Origin of the sequence: Sphingomonas sp. DC4900, from assembly GCF_049896485.1 — a bacterium.
Lineage (GTDB): Bacteria > Pseudomonadota > Alphaproteobacteria > Sphingomonadales > Sphingomonadaceae > Sphingomonas > Sphingomonas aquatilis.
On sequence record NZ_JAFCUK010000014.1, the window covers coordinates 1 to 20,034 of the forward strand.

Annotated in this window: 25 protein-coding genes and 1 tRNA gene; 13 read left to right on the forward strand and 13 right to left on the reverse strand. The window is 67.0% G+C overall.

Features of this window, described 5'->3' with window-relative positions:
- Positions 1-110: 110 nt before the first annotated feature.
- The 6 genes from ACP690_RS14385 to ACP690_RS14410 are packed head-to-tail and all read left to right on the forward strand — an operon-like array spanning position 111 to position 3,261.
- Positions 111-491 carry a hypothetical protein gene (locus ACP690_RS14385; protein WP_426261445.1) on the forward strand — a complete coding sequence of 127 codons (381 nt, stop codon included), beginning with the start codon at positions 111-113 and terminating at the stop codon, positions 489-491.
- Positions 491-976 (forward strand): DUF1643 domain-containing protein, encoded by a 486-nt coding sequence (locus tag ACP690_RS14390; protein WP_426261444.1) that lies wholly within the window; start codon positions 491-493, stop codon positions 974-976. Before ACP690_RS14385 ends, ACP690_RS14390 begins: the two co-directional genes overlap by 1 nt.
- Positions 977-999: 23 nt before the next feature.
- Complete coding sequence (locus ACP690_RS14395; RefSeq protein WP_426261443.1) at positions 1,000-1,314, forward strand: hypothetical protein; 315 nt, start codon at positions 1,000-1,002, stop codon at positions 1,312-1,314.
- The gene (locus ACP690_RS14400; protein ID WP_426261442.1) at positions 1,311-1,700 is read left to right on the forward strand and encodes a hypothetical protein; all 390 of its coding nucleotides are present in this window, start codon (positions 1,311-1,313) and stop codon (positions 1,698-1,700) included. Before ACP690_RS14395 ends, ACP690_RS14400 begins: the two co-directional genes overlap by 4 nt.
- The gene (locus ACP690_RS14405; protein ID WP_426261441.1) at positions 1,700-1,984 is read left to right on the forward strand and encodes a hypothetical protein; all 285 of its coding nucleotides are present in this window, start codon (positions 1,700-1,702) and stop codon (positions 1,982-1,984) included. Before ACP690_RS14400 ends, ACP690_RS14405 begins: the two co-directional genes overlap by 1 nt.
- Positions 1,984-3,261, forward strand: coding sequence for a hypothetical protein (locus ACP690_RS14410; RefSeq protein ID WP_426261440.1), 1,278 nt, complete (start codon positions 1,984-1,986; stop codon positions 3,259-3,261). Before ACP690_RS14405 ends, ACP690_RS14410 begins: the two co-directional genes overlap by 1 nt.
- A gap of 47 nt (positions 3,262-3,308) precedes the next feature.
- Here the strand turns inward: ACP690_RS14410 and ACP690_RS14415 are convergent.
- The 6 genes from ACP690_RS14415 to ACP690_RS14440 all read right to left on the reverse strand — a co-directional run bounded on the left by ACP690_RS14415 (position 3,309) and on the right by ACP690_RS14440 (position 9,216).
- Positions 3,309-3,384 (reverse strand) — tRNA-Lys (locus ACP690_RS14415).
- 117 nt (positions 3,385-3,501) lie between these two features.
- The gene (gene rodA, locus ACP690_RS14420) at positions 3,502-4,611 is read right to left on the reverse strand and encodes a rod shape-determining protein RodA (protein ID WP_147034642.1); all 1,110 of its coding nucleotides are present in this window, start codon (positions 4,609-4,611) and stop codon (positions 3,502-3,504) included.
- Positions 4,608-6,713 (reverse strand): penicillin-binding protein 2, encoded by a 2,106-nt coding sequence (mrdA, locus tag ACP690_RS14425; protein ID WP_426261439.1) that lies wholly within the window; start codon positions 6,711-6,713, stop codon positions 4,608-4,610. The genes rodA and mrdA overlap by 4 nt, the downstream gene beginning before the upstream one ends.
- Positions 6,710-7,237 carry a rod shape-determining protein MreD gene (gene mreD, locus ACP690_RS14430; RefSeq protein WP_017979040.1) on the reverse strand — a complete coding sequence of 176 codons (528 nt, stop codon included), beginning with the start codon at positions 7,235-7,237 and terminating at the stop codon, positions 6,710-6,712. The genes mrdA and mreD overlap by 4 nt, the downstream gene beginning before the upstream one ends.
- A gap of 4 nt (positions 7,238-7,241) precedes the next feature.
- Positions 7,242-8,120 carry a rod shape-determining protein MreC gene (mreC, locus tag ACP690_RS14435; RefSeq protein WP_294286364.1) on the reverse strand — a complete coding sequence of 293 codons (879 nt, stop codon included), beginning with the start codon at positions 8,118-8,120 and terminating at the stop codon, positions 7,242-7,244.
- Between the two features lie 55 nt (positions 8,121-8,175).
- Positions 8,176-9,216: a rod shape-determining protein gene (locus ACP690_RS14440; protein WP_018250722.1), complete on the reverse strand. Its 1,041-nt coding sequence runs from the start codon at positions 9,214-9,216 to the stop codon at positions 8,176-8,178.
- Positions 9,217-9,348: 132 nt separating this feature from the next.
- Here ACP690_RS14440 and mutL point away from each other — a divergent pair, with 132 nt between their 5' ends.
- Positions 9,349-11,175 carry a DNA mismatch repair endonuclease MutL gene (mutL, locus tag ACP690_RS14445; protein ID WP_426261438.1) on the forward strand — a complete coding sequence of 609 codons (1,827 nt, stop codon included), beginning with the start codon at positions 9,349-9,351 and terminating at the stop codon, positions 11,173-11,175.
- Here mutL and ACP690_RS14450 read toward each other — a convergent pair.
- The 5 genes from ACP690_RS14450 to ACP690_RS14470 form a co-directional block, all read right to left on the reverse strand.
- Complete coding sequence (locus ACP690_RS14450) at positions 11,084-11,581, reverse strand: hypothetical protein (protein ID WP_145957875.1); 498 nt, start codon at positions 11,579-11,581, stop codon at positions 11,084-11,086. The genes mutL and ACP690_RS14450 overlap by 92 nt on opposite strands.
- Positions 11,582-11,893: 312 nt before the next feature.
- On the reverse strand, positions 11,894-12,499 hold the full coding sequence (rplI, locus tag ACP690_RS14455; protein WP_017979034.1) for a 50S ribosomal protein L9: 606 nt from the start codon (positions 12,497-12,499) through the stop codon (positions 11,894-11,896).
- A 12-nt stretch (positions 12,500-12,511) separates the two neighbouring features.
- On the reverse strand, positions 12,512-12,736 hold the full coding sequence (gene rpsR, locus ACP690_RS14460; protein ID WP_007403456.1) for a 30S ribosomal protein S18: 225 nt from the start codon (positions 12,734-12,736) through the stop codon (positions 12,512-12,514).
- Positions 12,736-13,158, reverse strand: coding sequence for a 30S ribosomal protein S6 (rpsF, locus tag ACP690_RS14465; RefSeq protein WP_017979033.1), 423 nt, complete (start codon positions 13,156-13,158; stop codon positions 12,736-12,738). The genes rpsR and rpsF overlap by 1 nt, the downstream gene beginning before the upstream one ends.
- Before the next feature lie 195 nt (positions 13,159-13,353).
- Complete coding sequence (locus ACP690_RS14470; protein WP_017979032.1) at positions 13,354-13,698, reverse strand: RcnB family protein; 345 nt, start codon at positions 13,696-13,698, stop codon at positions 13,354-13,356.
- A 206-nt stretch (positions 13,699-13,904) separates the two neighbouring features.
- Between ACP690_RS14470 and fabD the strand changes: the two genes are divergently transcribed.
- The 6 genes from fabD (at position 13,905) to mltG (ending at position 18,813) form a co-directional block, all read left to right on the forward strand.
- Positions 13,905-14,864, forward strand: coding sequence for an ACP S-malonyltransferase (gene fabD / locus ACP690_RS14475; RefSeq protein ID WP_426261437.1), 960 nt, complete (start codon positions 13,905-13,907; stop codon positions 14,862-14,864).
- A gap of 29 nt (positions 14,865-14,893) precedes the next feature.
- Positions 14,894-15,310, forward strand: coding sequence for a GxxExxY protein (locus ACP690_RS14480; RefSeq protein WP_426261447.1), 417 nt, complete (start codon positions 14,894-14,896; stop codon positions 15,308-15,310).
- 12 nt (positions 15,311-15,322) lie between these two features.
- The gene (gene fabG / locus ACP690_RS14485; RefSeq protein WP_426261436.1) at positions 15,323-16,063 is read left to right on the forward strand and encodes a 3-oxoacyl-[acyl-carrier-protein] reductase; all 741 of its coding nucleotides are present in this window, start codon (positions 15,323-15,325) and stop codon (positions 16,061-16,063) included.
- A 119-nt stretch (positions 16,064-16,182) separates the two neighbouring features.
- Positions 16,183-16,419 carry an acyl carrier protein gene (locus tag ACP690_RS14490; protein WP_017979028.1) on the forward strand — a complete coding sequence of 79 codons (237 nt, stop codon included), beginning with the start codon at positions 16,183-16,185 and terminating at the stop codon, positions 16,417-16,419.
- 158 nt (positions 16,420-16,577) lie between these two features.
- A complete protein-coding gene (gene fabF, locus ACP690_RS14495) occupies positions 16,578-17,834 on the forward strand; it encodes a beta-ketoacyl-ACP synthase II (protein ID WP_020486511.1) in 1,257 nt (418 codons plus the stop codon).
- A 10-nt stretch (positions 17,835-17,844) separates the two neighbouring features.
- Complete coding sequence (mltG, locus tag ACP690_RS14500) at positions 17,845-18,813, forward strand: endolytic transglycosylase MltG (protein WP_063685142.1); 969 nt, start codon at positions 17,845-17,847, stop codon at positions 18,811-18,813.
- Here the strand turns inward: mltG and ACP690_RS14505 are convergent, their stop codons facing one another.
- A complete protein-coding gene (locus tag ACP690_RS14505; protein ID WP_426261435.1) occupies positions 18,814-19,206 on the reverse strand; it encodes a hypothetical protein in 393 nt (130 codons plus the stop codon).
- A 209-nt stretch (positions 19,207-19,415) separates the two neighbouring features.
- Complete coding sequence (eda, locus tag ACP690_RS14510) at positions 19,416-20,021, reverse strand: bifunctional 4-hydroxy-2-oxoglutarate aldolase/2-dehydro-3-deoxy-phosphogluconate aldolase (protein WP_426261434.1); 606 nt, start codon at positions 20,019-20,021, stop codon at positions 19,416-19,418.
- Positions 20,022-20,034: the final 13 nt, after the last annotated feature.

Consider the following 20,034-nt stretch of genomic DNA (forward strand, 5'->3'; position numbering starts at 1 on the left):
CCCGCCCTACGCCGCAACCAGCACGAACAGTGCGCCCGTCATACCCGTTACGCTGCTCGACGAAGGGGGTCCCTTTTGCACGCCGATAGGGGGTCCTTTTTGGACGCCGATTGACAGGCGATGCGCTCACTGAGCAGGGGATCGCGCACGACGTGCTAGTGGTCGACTTCCTGACCCAGCGGACCGGCGTCCTACGGGCTGATGTGATTGCGATGAACCCGCCGTTCACCCGCAACCAAGACGTTCGCCACGTCCGTCATGCCTATGATTGCCTCGCACCGGGCGGACGCATGGTAGCGATCATGAGCGGGCATGGATTCACGGCGCGGGAGCGCGAGGCGGAAGAATTCCGAGACTGGCTCGGCACCGTTGATGCGGCTGTCGACATCATCCCGGCCGGGGCGTTCAAAGAGAGTGGTACCGCCATCGAGACACGCCGCGTCTTCATCCGCAAGCCTGCCACCATCGGCCAGCAGGACGGGGGGAAGTGATGGGCGCGATCATCAGCGACTGCGGCCAGTATCGTTACCGTCTGACGCGCGACTGCGCCGGCATGGGTGCAACTGCCGTCATCATGGTCAATCCGTCAACGGCGGATGCGACGCAGGACGATGCCACTATCCGTAAGCTGCGCGGCTTCGGTGAGCGCCATGGCTGGGGGCGGATCATCGTCGGCAATCTGTTTGCCTATCGGGCGACAGACGTCCGTGAGCTTAGTCGCGCTGTTGATCCGGTCGGGCCGGACAATGACGAGCACCTGTTGCGCATAGCCGCAGAGGTCGACCGGGCCGTCTTCGCGTGGGGGCCTGTGATGAAGCAGCCCCGCGCGCTGCGTCGGCGATGGGAGAGGGTATCCGACATATTTGGGCACCTGCGGCCTATGACGATCGGCGCACCGGCGAAGTGCGGACACCCGCGCCATCCCCTTATGCTCGCCTATGCCGAGCCAATCCTTGCGTGGAGTGCGCCCGCATGACCCCTCCATCCGGGACACGCCCAATGGACAATGAGAAGGGTATCACCACCGACGTGCCCGGGATCTGCGCGCGCTTGTCGCCGACGATGAAGCATGTGCTGCTGCGCTGCTCGGAGGTCGAAAGGTGGGATGGCACGGGCCGCACATGGCCTCGCCAGTGGCCCGATCTTTGCGGCCAGCGCCGAAACACGTCGTTTCAGACGATCCGCGCGTTGCTTAACCGGGGCCTCGTCTATGCAGATGAAAACGGTGACGGCCACGGTCTCACACCAACAGGTATCGCCGCCTGGATTACGCTGAGATCGACCGCCCACCTCCTGAAGGAGCAGCAGCCATGATGCCGCAGCTTCCGCCGTTCGTGTGTGAGGTCGTGCGCGTGCATGACGGGGACGGGCCGCTATGGTGCCGATCGGGCCAGAAGGTCCGCGTCGCTGGCATCCAGGCGCCGGACTTCGAAGATGCCGCCCCGTGCCGCCGCCCGGCTGCGCGCCGAGCTGCCTATACCTGCGATGACGTCGCCGCGGAGCGCGCGCGGCTGATCGTCTCGCGCCTGACGCTCGGACGCCGCCTGATCTGCCAGCCGACCGGCCGCAGCTACAGCCGGATCGTCGCGCGCTGCACGATGCCCGATGGCCGATCGCTCAGCTGCGCGGCGATCGCCGCCGGCGCCGCCGTTCGCTGGGATCGGTACTGGCGCCAATATGGGATGGGGGAGTGCCGCTGATGGCCGCGGTCGCTGCGCATGTCGCGCCGCCGAGGGGTTCGACACGACGCCTGGCGCCCGAGAAGCTGCCGCATTGGCCTGCGGCAATGAGCCGCGAGCTGGCGCTGGCCTATACTGGCGTCGCTGATGCTCAGATGCGTGAGTGGGAGAGCCGTGGACTGGTGCGGTTCGCCGCTCGGGGGCCGCGGGGCGCGTTGATCGCCCCGCGTGCTGACCTCGATGCCGCGATAGAGCTCTTGTTTGGCGCAAGCGGCGTCAGCGACCCGATCGAGTTCGACGACTGATGGCACGGGGGCCAGTCACCAAACGGCCGCCCGGCTGGGTCCGGCTGCCGGCATACGTCCGACCGGTGAAGGCCGCCGGTGGCGCGAAGGCGTATTATTTCGAACTGCCGCCATGGGCTCGCCCGACGCGCAACGCCGACGGCACCACGACCCCCGCGATTCGCGATGGTCGCCGCCTGTCGATCACCAGCCAGCCGCTGGGCTCCGATCTCGCCGCGGCGATCACCAAGGGCGAGGCGCTGAATCAAGTGCTCGCGACCTGGCGCACGGGCGAGGGTGGGGCGACCCTGGCGAAGGGCACCGTCGGCTGGCTGTTCGCGTGGTATCGCGAGCAGGATCGTTTCAAGAAGAACGCAGCGAAGACGCGCGCCGATTATCGGAAGCTGATGGACATGCTGGCAGCGTTCGAACCGAAAGCCGGTTCGGCGCCGCTGGGGCAGCGCATGGCGAACCGTGTCGACGCCGGCGTTGCCGACAAGCTTTACAAGAAGCTGCGCGAGCGCGGCGAGCGGCAGGCGACCTACGCCATGCAGGTCTGCCGGTTGGTGTGGACCTGGGCGACGCGGCATCACCGCGTCACCGGCGTGAAAGAGAACCCGTTCGCGGGCATGGGATTGAAGAGCACCGCCGCCAAGGGCAACCGCGCCACCACCCGGCCGGAATACGACCTCTACCGGGCCACCGCGCGCGAGATGGGCTATCAGTCGATGGCGACCGCCGCCGCGCTCGCGTTCGAATGCTGCCAGCGCGTCTGGGACGTGTTCGGATTCGAGGATTCCGAGGGCGTGGAGCATCGCGGCATAGCGTGGTCTGGCTATGCGCCTGGCGATCAGATTTCGCTCGTGCAGTCGAAGACCGGCAATGCCGTGGTGCTGCCGCTCATGATCGATGTCGCGGGCGAGGGCGTCCATCTATACCCCGACCTCGAGGCGGAGCTGGGGCGCACACCGATCGTCGGCGACACCATCGTCGTCGAGGAGCGCAGCGGTAAGAAATACAAGGAGAGGCGCATGTCGTCTGTTCACCGCGCGATCTGCGACAAGGCCGGGCTGCCGAAGGATATGACGTTCACCGGCTTCCGCCATGGCGGCATCACTGAGGTCGGCTCGGTCAGTGCCGACGTGCGGCCGATCTCAGGCCATGCGACGCTCGACGTCACCCGGATTTACAACAAGGCGACAGCTGACAAGGCGCGCGAAATCGCTGCCGCGCGGCGCGCGCACGTCATCAAATTGGGAGAGGATTTGTCGGAAGACCGATCGGAACATGTCGATTAGACATGGCTCCGGCGCTGTGGAAAACGGCTGTTTTCTGCGGTGGAGGGTGGTGGACGCACTTGGGCTCGAACCAAGGACCCGCTGATTAAGAGTCAGCTGCTCTACCAACTGAGCTATGCGTCCATGACCTGGCCTGTTTGGTGGCGCTTTGGAGAGGCGCCGGCCCCGTCGGGAGGCGGCCAATTAGCAGGCGTTTCGGATCGTGCAAACCCTTTTTTGCGTTGCGGTGAATTTTTTCGCCTACCAGCGAACGCGGCGGCGATTTTCGCGGTCGATGGACATCAAAATACCGAGGCAAAACAGCACGGTAAGTTGGGCGGAACTGCCGAAACTGACCAGGGGCAACGGAATGCCGACGACCGGTGCCAGGCCCATCACCATCGAGAGGTTGATCGCGACGTAGAAGAAGATCGTCGTGGCGAGGCCCGCGGCGGTGAGGCGGGCGAAGCGCGTGTTCGCCTGCTGGCCGACGTTCACGCCCCAGCGGATCACAAGCAGGAAGGCGAGGATCAGCAGGCAGCCCCCGACGAGGCCCCATTCCTCGGCCATTGTCGCGAAGACGAAGTCGGTATGGCCTTCGGGCAGATAGTCGAGGTGGCTCTGCGTGCCGTTGAGGAAGCCCTTGCCCCACAGCCCCCCCGAACCGATCGCGATCTTGGACTGGCTGATGTGATAGCCGGTGCCGAGCGGGTCGCTTTCGGGGTCGAGGAAGATGAGGATGCGATTTCGCTGATAGTCGTGCAGCGCATATTGGAAGGCGAGGGGCCCTGCGACTGCGATTCCGAGCGCGCCACCGACGAACAGGCGCATCGGAACACCCGCCAGGAACATCACCGCGATGCCGCCGCCGGTGACCATCAGCGCGGTGCCGAGATCGGGTTGCTTGGCGATCAGCGCGGCAGGAATGCCGATCAGCAGACAGGCAGGCCAGATCGCCCCAAAGCGTCGCGTCTCGCCCGGCGGCAGCATGTCGTAGAAGCGCGCGCAGGCCAGCACGATAGCAGGCTTCATGAATTCGGACGGTTGCAGCTTGATGCCGACGTCGAGCCAGCGTTGGCTGCCGCCGCGCACGGCGCCGACCAGTTCGACCAGCACCAGCGCAATGACGATGACGACATAGGCCGGCAACGCCGCCGATCGCCAGACGCGTTCGGGCACGTAGGAGACCGCCAGCGCCATGCCGAGCAGGATGAAGAAGCGGACGCCCTGCGACAGTGCCCAGGGTTGTAGGGAGCCGCCGGCGGCGGAATAGAGTACGATTTGGCCGAAGGTGCCGATCGCAATAATCAGCAAAATGACGCGCCAGGGCAGGCGCGCGATCGGATCGGGGATCAGATGGCCACGGCTCACTGCGTATTGCCCGCAGCGTCGTCGGGAGAATCGGTGTCGCTCGGCACGTCGCCGTTGGCGACGGCGGGGCCCATCGCCGCCTGCGTCGCATTGGCGAGATCGGTCGCCGCCTCTACCGCGTCCGAATCGCTGGGGACGGTGGAATCGGTCTTGGTGGCGTTGGCGGCGGGCTGTGGTGCTTGGGCGGCGCGATAGGCGGCGGCTTCGGCGGCCATGCGCGTCTTGATGTCGCCGCCCCAGGTGGGTTCGACGTCGGCCAGGCTCTTCATCGCGCGGTCGCGATCGAACAGCCACGTCATGATGTCGCGGCCGATCATCGGCGTGTCGAGATTGCGGACGGTGTGGCCATTGTGTTCGAGCACCACCGCAGCGGCATAGCGGGGATTGTCGGCAGGGGCGAAGCAGACGAACAAAGCGTGGTCGCGCAGCTTGAAGGGCAATTGCCCGTTCTTGAGCACGCCCGCGCGCCGTTCTGCCATGGTGATGCGGCGGACCTGGGCGGTGCCCGTCTTTGCCGCGATGGCGACGCCCGGGATCAGCAGCCGCGCCGCACCGCCGGTGCCGCCCTGGTTCACCACGCCGTACATCGCGTCCCTAACGATCGCGAGATGCTCCGAAGCGAGCGGCAACGCCGGTGCGTCGAGGTGGACGTGATGCGAGAGGAGGCTCGGCTGCAACGCGCGACCCGACGCGAGCCGCGCCGCCATGACGGCAAGCTGCAACGGGTTGGCGAGTACATAACCCTGGCCGATCGACGCGTTCAGGCCGTCAGCGACGGTCCATTTCGCCTTATATTTCCGCAGCTTCCATTCGGAATCTGGCACCGTGCCGTAACGCTGCGTCGCCAGTGGCAGATCGAACTTCTGGCCGAGCCCCATCATCCGGGCGATCGGGGCGATCTTGTCGTAGCCGACACGGCGGATCATTTCATAGAAATAGATGTCGCAGCTCTGCTCGATCGCGCCCTTCAGGTCGAGCGGGCCGTGGCCGCCGCGCTTGTGGCAGTGGAAGACGCCGGTGCCGACGCGCATCGCGCCCGAGCAGACGACGCGGTCATGCGCGCCGACGCCCGCGGCGAGCAACGCGAGACCGTTCATCGGCTTCACCGTCGATCCCGGCGGGTACAGCCCCTGCGTCACCTTGTTCATCAAGGGGACGTGATCGTTGTCCGACAGCATCTTCCATTCGAGATGGCTGATGCCGTCCGAGAAGCTGTTGGGATCGTAGGCGGGCATCGACACCATCGCGAGCATCTCACCCGTGCGACAGTCGATCACGACCGCCGAGCCCGAATTGGTGCCGAGCCGGCGCGCGGCATATTCCTGCAGCCCGGCATCGATCGTCAGCTTCTGCGTCTTGCCGGGGACGTCGGCACGGGTGGGCAGTTCGGCGACGACCTTGCCGCGTGCGGTGACTTCGACGCGCTTGGCGCCGGGCGTGCCGCGGAGTTCACTTTCCAGCTGCTTTTCAAGGCCATCCTTGCCGAGCTTGAAACCCGGTGTGACGAGCAGGGGGTCGTGCGTCTTCTTATATTGTTCGGCGTTGGCCGCGCCGACATAGCCGGTCAGGTGCGCGACCGCGGCGCCCGCCGGATAGTTGCGCGCGAAGCCGCGCGTCGGCGCGACGCCGGGCAGTTCGGGCTGGCGCAGGCTGATCGCGGCGAAGCGATCCCAGCTGATATTTTCCGCTACCTGCACCGGCTGGAAGCCCGCCGCCCCCTTCAGGTCGATGCGGATCCGCTCGACCTCATCGGGCGGCAGGTCGAGCAGCGTGGCGAGCCGCGCGAGCACGCGGTCGCGACCCGCATCGCCGCCCTCCAGCCGATCGGGGATGATATCGACCCGGAAATCGGTGCGATTGTCGGCGATGGCGGCGCCATGACGATCGACGATCCAGCCGCGCCGCGGCGGGATCATCGTCAGGTTGACGCGGTTGCTTTCGGCCAGAAGATTGTACTTTTCGTTCTGGGCGATCGCGAGATAGCCCATGCGGCCGGCGAGCATGACGCCGACGGCGCCCTGCGCGGTGCCGAGCAGCCACGCCCGGCGCGAGAAGCTGTATGCCTGCATCGCTTCGGTGACGATCCGGGAGGAACGCTTCACGCGGTCGGCCCTCGCTTGCGATCGATCCAGGCGACCAGACGGGCCGACAGGGGGAACAGCATCACGGAGATCATGGTCTGTGCCAATAGCACAGTATCGACGTGCGCGCCGATGGGAACCGCGATCCAGCGGCCGATTGCGGTGCAAAAAACGATCGCACCGCTGGCGATCAGCCAGTCCTGCCAGAAATCGCGGGTGACGAGGCGCTGCTCGATCAATTCGATCGCGATAAAGCAGAGCGACCACAGCAGCATCGCCGACCCCAGTGGCTGACCGCTCACCAGATCGTCGAACAGGCCGAGCGGCGCCGCGGCCCAGGGGCGCAGTGCGAAGCGCGCGAGCAGGCGCCAGCTGAGCAGCAGGATCAGCCCCAGCGGTGGCATCAGCGGCAGGCTGGCGACTACCGGCACGATGGCGGTCAGCGTCGATGCCGCCAACACGCTAACCCAGGGGAGCGCGCGGGCCCGCCCGGGGGGCAACGGCGCCTGGAAGGGCCGATAGTCGATCGAATTGCGTGTCGTCACCGGATCAGGGCACCGCCGGGCGGGCCGGCGGGGGCGGCGGCATCGGGACGTAGGGACGCTCGACCACCGCGAAATCCAGCGCATCGGGGGCCATGAACGGCGTCGCGGCGACGCTGTCCATGCCGTTGCGATCGACCTGCGCCACCGGAACGCCGGGCGCGTACAGGCCGCCCGTGCCCGAGGTCACGAACATGTCGCCGCGATTGAAACGCACGTTGGTCGCGTCGACCGAGCGGATATCGACGCGCCCGTCGCCGCGGCCCGCCGCGATCGCGGCGACGCCGTCGCGGGTCCGGCGAACGGGCACGAGGCTTTCGGGATCGGTGATCAATAGCACGCGCGCGGCGATCGGCCCGGATTCGAGGACGCGGCCGACGAGGCCATCTGGCCCGCGCACCGGCATGCCGGGCTGCACGCCCTGCAAGCGCCCGGCGTTGAGCAGCGCAAAGCGTCGCCCGCTGCTGGCAGTCGATCCGACGAGGCGCGCCGCGATGACGACTTCGGGCGTACGGTCGCGGACGCGCAGCAGCGCGCGCAGGCGGCGGTTGTCATAGGCGATGATCCGCGCGCGGGTTAGCAGTGCGCGGCTGCGCGCGACTTCGGCGCGAAGCTGCGCATTCTCGCCATGCACGCCGATCCACGTGCCGATCGCGCGCGGAACGGAGGCGACGGCATCCACCCCCGCATCGAGCACGCCGGCGATCGGCGCGGTGACGCTCGCCACGGCCATGCGCGCCGTGCCGAATGCCGGCGGGTGGACCGTGGACACGACGAGCAACACGGCCCCCACCACCGCGCCCGCCACCGCGAGCACGTAGCCGATGAACGTCGAATATTGCCGTCGCCGCGAAAAGCCGGTGCGACGGTCGCGGGCAGGCGCCATGCGCCGGGTCCCCCGTCCTGTAAGTGTGGGTCAGCCGTTAGGTCGTTGCGGGCGCTCAGCCGGTTTGCAGCACGCCGCGGAACATCGGATCCTCCAGCGCGCGGCCGGTGCCGAGCGCGACGCAGGTCAGCGGGTCCTCGGCGACGGTCACCGGCAGGCCGGTTTCGTCGCGCAGCACCTCGTCCAACCCTTCGAGCAGTGCGCCGCCGCCGGTCAGCACGATGCCCTGGTCGACGATGTCCGCCGCCAGTTCCGGCGCGGTGTTTTCAAGCGCGACGCGCACGCCCTCGACGATCGTCGCGACCGGCTCGCTCAAGGCTTCGGCGATCTGGCCCTGGTTGATCTGGATCTCCTTGGGCACGCCGTTGACGAGGTCGCGGCCCTTGATGTGGATGATCTTGCCGATGCCGTCGACCGGCGGGCGGGCGATGCCGACTTCCTGCTTGATGCGCTCGGCGGTGGCTTCGCCGATCAGCAGGTTGTGGTTGCGGCGGACGTAACTGACGATCGCCTCGTCCATCTTGTCGCCGCCGACGCGCACCGAGGTGGTGTAGGCAAGACCGCGCAAGCTGAGCACCGCGACTTCGGTGGTGCCGCCGCCGATGTCGACGACCATGCTGCCGATCGGTTCGGTGACGGGCATGTCGGCGCCGATCGCGGCCGCCATCGGCTCTTCGATCAGATAGACCTGGCTGGCGCCGGCGTTCGACGCGGCGTCGCGGATCGCGCGGCGTTCGACCTTGGTCGAGCCCGACGGCACGCAGATCACGATTTCCGGCCAGCGCGCGAACTTGCGGGGGCCGTGGACCTTGCGGATGAAGTGCTTGATCATCTCTTCGGCGACGTCGATGTCGGCGATGACGCCATCGCGCAACGGGCGGATCGCCTCGATCGACCCCGGGGTCTTGCCCATCATCAGCTTGGCGTCGTCACCGACCGCCTTCACCCGCTTGACGCCGTTGATCGTCTCGACCGCGACGACCGACGGCTCGTTGAGCACGATGCCGCGCCCGCGGACGTACACCAGCGTATTCGCGGTGCCGAGATCGATCGCCATGTCGTGGGACATGAATTTGAAGAAGCGGGGGAGAGCCATGGAGCGCAGGGTTCCGTGTTCGGGACGCACAAAAAGTACCGCTTCATCCGTCGCAGGCCGTGTCGGCCAGGAGGTTCGTCACGTCTTGCGTAGGGCTCGCGGGATGCGTCCGCTTGGTATAGAGCTTGCGCAGTGTCAATACGCCGTCTGCCCGAACATCTCGTCAACCGCATCGCCGCCGGTGAAGTGGTGGAAAGGCCCGCCAGCGCGTTGAAGGAGCTGGTCGAAAACGCCATCGACGCCGGTGCGAATCGCATTGCGGTGGTGCTGGCGAACGGCGGGCTCGCGCGGATCGAGGTTGTCGATGACGGCTGTGGCATGGCACCGGCCGACATGGCGCTGGCGCTGGAACGGCATGCGACGTCCAAGCTGCCCGACGAAGCCATTGAAAATGTGACGACCATGGGCTTTCGCGGCGAGGCCTTGCCCTCGATCGCCAGTGTCGCACGGCTGACGATCGAAAGCCGCGTCCGCGGCGCGGAGGGCTGGGCGCGGACGGTCGACAACGGCATCGTCGCGCGCGAAGGCCCCGCCGCCTTGCCGCCGGGGACGCGCGTGATCGTCGAGGATCTGTTCGGGCGCGTACCGGCGCGGCGCAAGTTCCTGCGCTCGCCGCGCGCCGAATATGCCGCTTGTCTCGATACGGTACGCCGGCTGGCGATGGCGCGGCCCGATATCGCCTTCACGCTGGAGCATGACGGCCGCCGCGCGCTCGCCGCGATGCTGGCCGAGGACCGGCCGGCGCGCGTCGCCGGGCTGACCGACCGGGCGCTCGCCGACAATGCGGTGACGATCGATCTGGAGCGGCCGACCGATTCGGGGCCGATCGTGCTGGGCGGGGTGGCAAGCATCCCGACCTACAATCGCGGTGTCGCCGACCACCAATATCTGTTCGTCAACGGTCGCCCCGTGCGCGATCGCCTGCTGATGGGCGCGATCCGCGGCGCCTATGCCGAGATGCTGCCGCGCGATCGGCATGCCGTGGTGGCGCTATTCCTCGACGTGCCGCCGGCGGAGGTGGACGTGAACGTCCATCCCGCGAAGACCGAGGTGCGCTTTCGCGATCCCGCAATGGTGCGCGGCATGATCGTGTCGGGGCTGCGGCGCGCGCTGGATGCGGCCGGGCACCGCAGCGTGCAGCGGCCGGCGGAGGATGCGCTGGCGATGTGGCGGCCGGAGCCGGTAGCGCCCCCTCCCGCGGGCGCGGTGGGGGCGGAGGCGTGGGCCGCGCCGGCGATGGGGGGCGTTGCGTCTGGAGCGGCGGATGGCGCGGGGCTGTTCGCACATCGCTACGTCAACGATGCCCGCCCGACGTTCGCCCCGCCGCCCCCCGCCGCGCGCGCCGAGCCGGCCTATGCGCTGCCGCCGTCGACCGTCGCCCACCCGCTGGGCGTTGCGCGCGGTCAGGTGGCGCGGACCTATATCGTCGCGGAAGCGGAGGATGGGCTGGTGCTGGTCGACCAGCATGCCGCGCATGAGCGGCTGGTGCTCGAACGCATGCGTGCGGGGCTGGCCGGCGGGCGGGTGGCGGCGCAGGCGCTGCTGATCCCCGAAGTGGTCGAGCTGGACGAACCCGCCTGCGATCGCCTCGAATCGCGGATCGGCGAACTCGCCGAACTGGGGCTGGAGCTGGAGCGGTTCGGGCCGACGGCGATGCTGGTGCGGGCGACGCCGGCCCTGCTGGGTCAGGCCGATCCCTCGGGACTCATCGCCGATCTGGCGGACGAACTCGCCGCGTTCGACCAGGCGCTGTCGCTACGCGAGCGGCTGGATGCGGTGGCCGGCACGATGGCCTGCCATGGGTCGGTGCGGGCGGGCAGGGTGCTGGGCGTCGCCGAGATGAATGCGCTGCTGCGCGGGATGGAGGCTACGCCGCACTCGGGCCAATGTAACCATGGTCGGCCGACATGGGTGAAGCTGGCGCATGGCGATATTGAGCGTCTGTTCGGTCGTCGCTGAACAGCCAGGCTTCCGCTTCCGCACGGCTGAAGAAATGGGCGACGCCCTCGCGATCGGGCGGATTGAGGCGTTTGGCCTGATGGCGGGACAGCGACATGCCGACGACCATCGCGAGCCGCCGGCCCTGCCGCACCGGATCGCGCACGATGGTGGTGAAGGCGTTGACGACATCCTGCGACTGGATGCTCATGTCCGAAATATCGCAGAGCGTCAGATGCGCATTGGGCGCGCAGCGCAGAAGGGCATGCGCCTGCGCCCATTCGCGGTCGAAGGCGGCGACGTCGGGTAACAGGAAGAATCCCGACAAAGTGATGTAGGTGACACCCCGGGCGGTATCCGGTTCCACGCGAAATCGAGCAGGAGAATGCAGACCCATGAATGTGTCCATATCGGTGCGGACTTTCATGGAGGTTAATGGCGCGGGTTAAAGGAGCATGACTCGCGCGAGACACCAGAGGCGGCGGCCGTTCACGACCACGCAACCTTTGCATCGGGTGCGCATTGGGCACTGGGAATCGCAAGGACCTGATGATGAAGCAGATTTTTCCCGTCGTTCTGGCCCTGATCCCGCTGGCGGCGGTGGTGAGCGCCTGCGTGACCTGCCCCTGAGGCGTCGGTCGTCAGACTTGCCGACGGTACGTCGGACGCACGAAAAAGGGCCGCCCGGTACGCACCGGACGGCCCTTTTTCTTGGATCGGCCATCGCCGACGCGAGGGGTTAGCCCTGCGCCTGCTCCGTTTCGGCGCGATCGTCGCTCTGCACTTCGGCAGTGGCGCCCGGCTCGGCGTTGGGATCGTAATCCTCGGTGAAGCCGGCTTCGTCACGCTCGAACATCGATGCCATGACATCGACGCCCGACGCCTGCATCTCGGCCTCTTCAGGCGAGCGGGCGACGTTAACCTTGACGGTCACGGCGACTTCCGGGTGCAGCGCAACGCGCACGTCGTACAGGCCGATCGACTTGATCGGCTTGTCGAGCACGATCTGGCTCTTGGTCACCTTGTGGCCGTCGGCGACCAGTGCCTCGACCAGGTCGCGCACCGCGACCGAGCCGTACAGCTGGCCGGTGTTCGACGCCTGACGGATCAGCGTGACCGACACGTCCTTGAAGTTGACCGCTTCCTTCTCGGCTTCGCCGCGACGGTTCGCGTTTTCCGACTCGATGCGGGCGCGGTTCGCCTCGAACACCTTGCGGTTGGCTTCGTTGGCGCGCAGCGCCTTCTTGTTCGGCAGCAGGAAGTTACGGGCGAAACCGTCCTTCACCTTCACTACGTCGCCGATGGCGCCGAGCTTCTCGACGCGCTCAAGCAGAATGACGTCCATGGATCGGACTCCTTACTTAACGACGTAGGGCAGCAGGCCCAGATGACGGGCGCGCTTGATCGCCTGGGCGAGTTCGCGCTGCTTCTTGGCGCTCACCGAGGTGATGCGCGACGGAACGATCTTGCCACGCTCGGACACGAAGCCCTGGAGCAGGCGGACGTCCTTATAGTCGATCCGGGGCGCATCCTTGGCGCTGAACGGGCACGACTTGCGGCGGCGGAAAAACGGGCGAGCCATTATGCGGCCTCCTCTTCACGGTCACGACGCGGGCCGCGGTCGCCACGGGGGGCGCCGTCACGGCCGCCTTCACGGTCGCTGCGACGCTCACGGTCGCGCTCCTGCTTGCGCATCATGACGGTCGGACCCTGCTCCAGCTCGTCGACCTTGACGGTCATATAGCGGATCACGTCCTCGTTGATCTGGGTCTGGCGCTCCAGCTCGGCCACCACGTTGCCGGGGGCGTCGATCTCGAGCATCACGTAATGCGCCTTGCGGTTCTTCGCGATGCGATAGGCGAGGCTGCGCAGGCCCCAGGTCTCGGTCTTGACGACCTTGCCGCCATTGTCTTCGATGATCTTCGTGGCGGTTTCCGCCAGCGCGTCCACCTGCGCCTGTGCCAGATCCTGGCGCGCAAGGAACGTGTGCTCGTACAGAGCCATGCCTTGTCCTTCGTTGGCCGATCGCTGACGCCGCCCCATGCGGCGCCCCTCCGGCTGTCGTCCCCGTATCGCTCTCACTCAAATCGCAATACGAACCGGGGCGGAGAGACTGGCTCTCCACCCCGGATGTGGCGTCCCCTAACGGGTTCGCGCCAAAAGGCAAGGCTTAACGGCCCGCCTCATGAACGGCCAGGCTCAGCGGAACGAGCGCTGGATCACGCGGATGACCGTGCCGTTGTTGCGGACCAGCACCGCATCGCGGCCCGAGCGTGCCCAATAGGCACCACGCGGCGGCGGGGCGAGGCGATAGGTGCGATAGTCGCGCACGATGCGATAGTTGGCCGCGCGACGGCGATCGAAGCGCTGACCGGCGCGCCAGCCGCGGGTTTCGGTGGTCCGCGTCGTCACCACGGTGCGGCCGTTGGCGCGTTCCTTGACGGTAGTGACCGTGCGCTGCTGCGGCGCGGCTTCGGCGACGCTGGCAACCATCGGGCTGGCGACCAGCGTGGCGGCGATCGCGCTCAGGATCAGCTTCTTCATCGTTCATACTCCCGTTGAACATGCATTGGATACTGGCGCCGTTTTTCGTGGCGTCGGAAGGAGATATGGGCGCCACCTGTCGCACGCCTCTCCCACCGATCCGTCAAAACGGTCGCAAGGTGTCGCAACTCCGCGATCTTCGTTCAGGTTGCGTGAGGCCCGCCGCGGCCCTAGTGGCGCCCTCCTGCGAATTAAGGAGAGTCCAGATGCGGGCATTCATCTTCCCCGGCCAGGGCAGCCAGGCGGTCGGCATGGGCAAGGCGCTGGCCGACGCGAGCCCCGTGGCGCGCGAGGTGTTCGGCGAAGTCGACGAGGCGCTGGGCCAGCATCTGTTCCGCCTGATGGTCGAAGGACCCGCGGACGATCTGACCCTGACCGAAAATGCCCAGCCCGCGATCATGGCCAACGCGATTGCGACGCTGCGCGTGCTGGAGCGGGAAGGCGGCGTGTCGCTCGCCGACAAGGCGGACTATGTCGCGGGCCACAGCCTTGGCGAATATAGCGCTTTGTGTGCGGCGCAGGCGTTCGACCTGTCCACCACCGCGCGCCTGCTGAAGCTGCGCGGGCAGGCGATGCAGGCGGCGGTGCCGGTGGGCGAGGGCGCGATGGCGGCGCTACTCGGTGCCGATCGCGACAAGGCGCAGGTGATCGCCGGCGCGGCGGTCGATGCGATTCTGGCGGAGGGCGGCGAGCAGCTCGTCTGCACCGTCGCGAACGACAACGACCCCTCGCAGGTCGTGATTTCCGGCCACCGTGCCGCGATCGAGCGCGCGGTCGCACTCGCCAAGGATCTGGGTGCGAAGCGCGCAGTGCTGCTGCCGGTGTCGGCGCCGTTCCACTCCCCGCTGATGCAGCCCGCCGCGGACGCGATGGACGCCGCGCTGGCCGACGCGCGCATCGGGGCGCCGCTGGTGCCGGTGTTCGCCAACGTCGATGCCGCGGCGATCGCCGATCCGGGCGCGATCCGCGCCTCGCTCGTCGCGCAGGTGACGGGCATGGTCCGCTGGCGCGAATCGGTGCTGGCGATGGTCGAGGCGGGCGTCACCCAGTTCGTCGAATTCGGCGGCAAGGTGCTCACCCCCATGGTCAAGCGCATCGCCCCCGACGCGGATGCGATCAGCGTGGTGACGATGGACGACATCGAGGATTTGCTTAAGAAGGTGTGATGGGCACGCGAAGCCGCGAAGACGCGAAGATGGTGGATCTCGAGGCAATCGCCTCGGCCACCATTGACGTTGCCTTTCGGCTCCATCGCGACCTGGGCCCGGGCTTGCTGGAAAGCGTCTATGAGACGGTACTGGCTGCTAAGCTGACCCAGCTGGGCTATGAGGTCCGGCGGCAGATGCCGGTCTCGTTCACGTTCGAAGGCCTGTCCTTCGATGCGGCCTTCCGGATCGACCTTTTCGTCGCCGGACGTTTGCTCGTCGAGATCAAGTCGGTCGAGCGGCTCAACGCCGCTCATTCCAAACAATTGCTGACCTACCTTCGACTAACCGATCAGCCGCTTGGGCTGCTTATCAATTTCGGAGGCGCGACGCTCAAGGAGGGGCTGCGACGTATCGTCAACGGCCACGACACCTTCGCGTCTTCGCGTCTTCGCGTGAATCAATAAGGATTGCGAAGAATGTTCGATCTTAGCGGCATGACTGCGCTCGTTACGGGGGCTTCGGGGGGTATCGGGTCCGCTATTGCCAAGGGGTTGGCGGCGCAGGGGGCGCGGTTGGCGGTGTCGGGTTCGAATGCCGACAAGCTGGAGGCGTTTCGTGCGGGCCTTGGCGGGGATCACGTCGCGGTGCCGTGCAACCTGTCGGATGCCGCGGCGGTCGACGCGCTGGTGCCGCAGACGGTCGAGGCGCTGGGCGGGCGGATCGATATCCTGGTCAATAATGCCGGCGTCACGCGCGACAACCTGGCGATGCGGATGAAGGACGACGAATGGGATCAGGTGATCCGCGTCAATCTGGAGGCCGCGTTCCGGCTGATCCGCGCCGCCGCCAAGCCGATGATGAAGCAGCGCTTCGGCCGTGTCGTGTCGATCACCTCGGTTGTCGGGCAAACCGGCAATCCGGGACAGGCGAATTACGCCGCGTCGAAGGCAGGCCTCGTCGGCATGTCGAAGGCGCTGGCGCAGGAGCTGGCCAGCCGCAACATCACGGTCAATTGCGTCGCGCCCGGCTTCATCCGATCGGCGATGACCGACGTGCTGCCGGATGCGCAGAAGAGTGCGCTGCTCGGCCGCATCCCGGCGGGCGACCTGGGCACCGGCGAGGATATCGCCGCGGCGGTCGTCTATCTTGCGTCGAAGGAGGCGGGGTACGTCACCGGCCAGACGTTGCACGTCAACGGTGGCATGGCGATGATCTAACCCCTTGTTAAGGCGGTTGGCCGACGCCAACCCTTAACAGACGCTTGCCAGCCGGACGGCCCCGTTCTACGGGCTGTCGGGAATTACTGAAAACCCCCCAACGTGAAGAGGGAATACACATGAGCGAGACCGCCGACCGCGTGAAGAAGATCGTCGTCGAGCATCTCGGCGTCGAAGCCGACAAGGTGACCGAGGACGCGAGCTTCATCGACGACCTGGGTGCCGACAGCCTCGACATCGTCGAGCTCGTCATGGCGTTCGAGGAAGAGTTCGGGGTCGAGATCCCCGACGATGCCGCCGAGAAGATCACGACCGTCAAGGACGCGATCACCTACATCGACGAGCATAAGGCGTAATCGCCTGAGGCCGGGCCTTTCGCCTCGCCTCGCGCCCGCAAGGGCCTGATTGAAGCGGCTCCCCGTCCCCGTTGTGAGAGGGCGGGGGGCCGTTTTTCGTAACAGCCGGGCGCGGAATTCGCGGCCGGGGACGTACATGGACTGGATGGAGTAAGGGTATGCGGCGCGTTGTCGTAACCGGATTGGGCCTCGTGACGCCGCTCGGCGCGGACGTCGAGACGGCCTGGGCCAATCTGATCGCCGGCAAGTCCGGCGCGGGGACGATCACCCGCTTCGATACCACGGGCCAGAAATGCACGATCGCGTGCGAGGTGAAGCCCAAGGATCACGAATATGGTTTCGACCCCGACAAGCGCGTCGACCACAAGGTCCAGCGTCAGGTCGATCCGTTCATCATCTATGGCATCGACGCCGCGGGCCAGGCGCTGGAAGACGCAGGCCTCACCGAGATGGACGAGGCGACCAAGCTGCGCGCGGGCGTGTCGATCGGATCCGGCATCGGCGGCCTGCCGGGTATCGAGATCGAATCAATCAACCTGCACGAGCGCGGCCCCAGCCGGGTCAGCCCGCATTTCGTTCACGGTCGCCTGATCAACCTGATCTCGGGTCAGGTCAGCATCAAATACGGCCTGATGGGTCCGAACCACGCGGTCGTCACCGCCTGCTCGACTGGCGCGCATTCGATTGGCGACGCCGCGCGGATGATCCGCGACGACGATGCCGACATCATGCTGGCGGGCGGTGCGGAAAGCACGATCAACCCGCTGGGCGTCGCGGGCTTCGCCCAGGCGCGCGCGCTCAACATGAGCATGAACGACCGTCCGACCGAAGCGAGCCGCCCCTATGACAAGGACCGCGACGGCTTCGTGATGGGCGAGGGCGCGGGCGTGGTGGTGCTCGAGGAATATGAGCACGCCAAGGCACGCGGCGCGAAAATCTATGCCGAAGTCGTCGGCTATGGCCTGTCGGGTGACGCCTATCACGTCACCGCGCCGCACCCGGAAGGCAAGGGCGCGGAGAATGCGATGCGCATGGCGCTGCGCAAGGCGGGCATGGAGCCGTCGGACATCGATTACATCAACGCGCATGGCACCTCGACCATGGCCGACACGATCGAGCTGGCCGCGGCGAAGCGCGTGTTCGGCGACGATCTGTCGGGCGCGTCGATGTCGAGCACCAAGTCGGCGATCGGGCATCTGCTCGGCGGGGCCGGTGCGGTGGAGAGCATCTTCTGCATCCTGGCGCTGCGCGACCAGATCGTGCCGCCGACGCTGAACCTGCATAATCCCGACGAGGGGACCGAAGGCGTCGACCTTGTGCCGCTGACGGCGAAGAAGCGGGAGGTGAAGGCCGTGCTGAACAATTCGTTCGGCTTCGGCGGCACCAATGCGTCGCTGGTGATGAAGGCGATCTGAGCCACTTACGATGCGCAAGGTCGGCTGCCTCGGTCTGCTGCTCGGGCTCGTCGCGATCATCGCGGCGGTCGTCGTCGTGCGCAGCTGGGGCGGCAGCGGCCCGGCGCAGCGGACGGTGACGGTGCAGGTGGCGGAGGGCAGCAGCCTTGCCGCCGCCGCGCGGGAATTGGAACGGGCAGGGGCGATCCCCTCCGCCGGCCGCTTCCGTCTGTTCGCACGCGTGTTCGGGGCGGATGGCTCGATCAAGGCGGGCGAATATCGCATCCCGCCGCACACCAGCCAGGCCGATATCCTGAAGATGCTTCAGGGCGGCAAGGTGCTCCAGCGCCTCGTCGTCGTGCCGGAGGGCTATCCGTCGGTGCTGGTGCATGACGCGCTCGCCAAGGCGGATGGCCTGACCGGCAGCGTGCCGGTGCCTGCCGAGGGATCGGTGCTGCCCGACAGCTACGCTTTCCAGCGCGGTGACACCCGCGCGTCGGTCGTCGCGCGCATGCAGACGGCGATGAAGGCGTATCTGGCCCAGGCCTGGGCGAAGCGGAAGCCCGGCATTGCGGTGACGACGCCCGAACAGGCGATCATCCTCGCCTCGATCGTCGAGAAGGAAACCGGCAAGCCGTCCGAACGGCGGATGGTGGCCGCGGTCTATGGCAACCGGCTGAAGCGCGGCATGCCGTTGCAGGCGGACCCGACCGTTATCTATCCGATCACCAAGGGGCGGCCGCTGGGCCGGCGGATCCTGCGCAGCGAATTGCAGGCGAAGAACGGCTACAACACCTATGCCGAGGTCGGGTTGCCCGCCGGGCCGATCGCCAATCCGGGGCGGGCGTCGATCGATGCGGTGCTCGATCCGGCGCAGTCGAACGCGCTGTATTTCGTCGCAGACGGCACCGGCGGCCATGTGTTCGCCGACACGCTGGCCCAGCACAATGCCAATGTGCAGAAATGGTATGCGATCCGCCGCCAGCGCGGCGAGATGTGATCAGGCGGCGGTGAGCTCTCGCGCCGCGGTGGCAAGCTGCGTCGCCAGCCAGTCACGCGCCGCCGTCTCGTCGAGAAAGATCGCTGCCGCAGTCGTACCGAGCGAGCGTTCCGCCTGTAATTTGACGAGCATGGCAGAGAACAACAGGCAAACCGGCCGTTCCTGACTGCTCGCCCGGCCGATCACGCTGGCGAATCCCTCGGCCAGCGCGCCGGTCTGTACCTGATAGTCGCGGCAATCGACGAAGACGCCATAGCGGCCATAGCGCCGGGCTTGTCCGACGCTGCGCGCGGTCACCTCGTCGACGAACGCCGCCAGAATAGGCGGTGTCCAGAAGCCTTGGAGCCGTATCGTGAAGACGCGGGCCTGTTCGTCGAAGGCGAAGGTGTACATGCCCTTCACCCTGCACCGATCGGATGGAGGATCGGTTAAACTAGCGGCGGGATTCGATCATCTTGATGCCGATTGCCCCGTCGAAATGGCCCCGGCGAAGGGGCGGCTGTGGCGCGCGATATCATCGTGGCGGACGGGGACCGGGGCGGCCGTTACGCACAGCGATGCCGGAACGGGCCCGGCATCGCTGATGGTGTTTGTGATGGGCCTCAGCGTCGCAACGCGCTCGCCGCGCGGGCCTTGGCTTCGACGTCGGCCATGCTGCCGCCCGTGACCCAGCTGCCGCCGACGCACAGGACGGGGTCGAACGCCAGCCAGTCGGGCGCAGACGCTTCGGTGATGCCGCCGGTGGGGCAGAAACGGCACTGGTAGAAGGGCGCGGCGAGGGCCTTCAGCGCCTTCAGCCCGCCGCTGGTTTCGGCGGGGAAGAATTTGAAGTGCGTGAGGCCGAGGTCGAGCCCGCGCATGATGTCGCCGGCCGTGGCGGTGCCGGGCAGATAAGCGACGCCAGCGTCCATGATCGGGCGCGCGAGGCGTTCGGTGAGGCCTGGCGAGACGATGAATTCGACGCCGGCGTCGATCACTGCCTTGGCCTGCGCTTCGTTGACGACGGTGCCCGCGCCGACGATCGCACCGGGCACGGTCTTCATCTCGGCGATCGCCTCCATCGCGGCGGGGGTGCGCAGCGTGACCTCGAGAACGCGCAGGCCCCCGGCGACGAGCGCTTGCGCCAGTGGCTTGGCGGTGGCGGCGTCGTCTATCACCAGCACCGGGATGACGGCGCTGGTCTGCATGATGGTGGCGATATCGGTCATGCTGGATGCTACC